Below are 214 nucleotides of genomic sequence, written 5' to 3' on the forward strand. Positions count from 1 at the left end.
TCTACCAGCGCTCATCCGCCAATATGCCCGCTATGGCTATTGGAAGGCGCGGATGCTGCGGCATTACCCGCACACCCTTCGCTGGAGACAGCTCCTGCCGCCGCTGTTTGTGCTCTCCGCCCTGTGCCTGGCGCTGCTCTCGATCCTGTTCCCTCCGGTTGTCTGGCTTCTAGTGGTAGAATTAGGATTGTACGGAGCCGTGTTATTGGCATCC

At 59.3% G+C, this 214-nt stretch carries 1 protein-coding gene; it reads left to right on the forward strand.

Annotation, left to right across the window (positions count from 1 at the left end; genetic code table 11):
- Positions 1-214, forward strand: a 214-nt coding sequence (locus ACY9Z2_RS19585) for a hypothetical protein (protein ID WP_463611337.1), incomplete at both ends; no start/stop codon positions are given.

It is taken from the genome of Virgibacillus sp. GM2-2 (genome assembly GCF_055329585.1).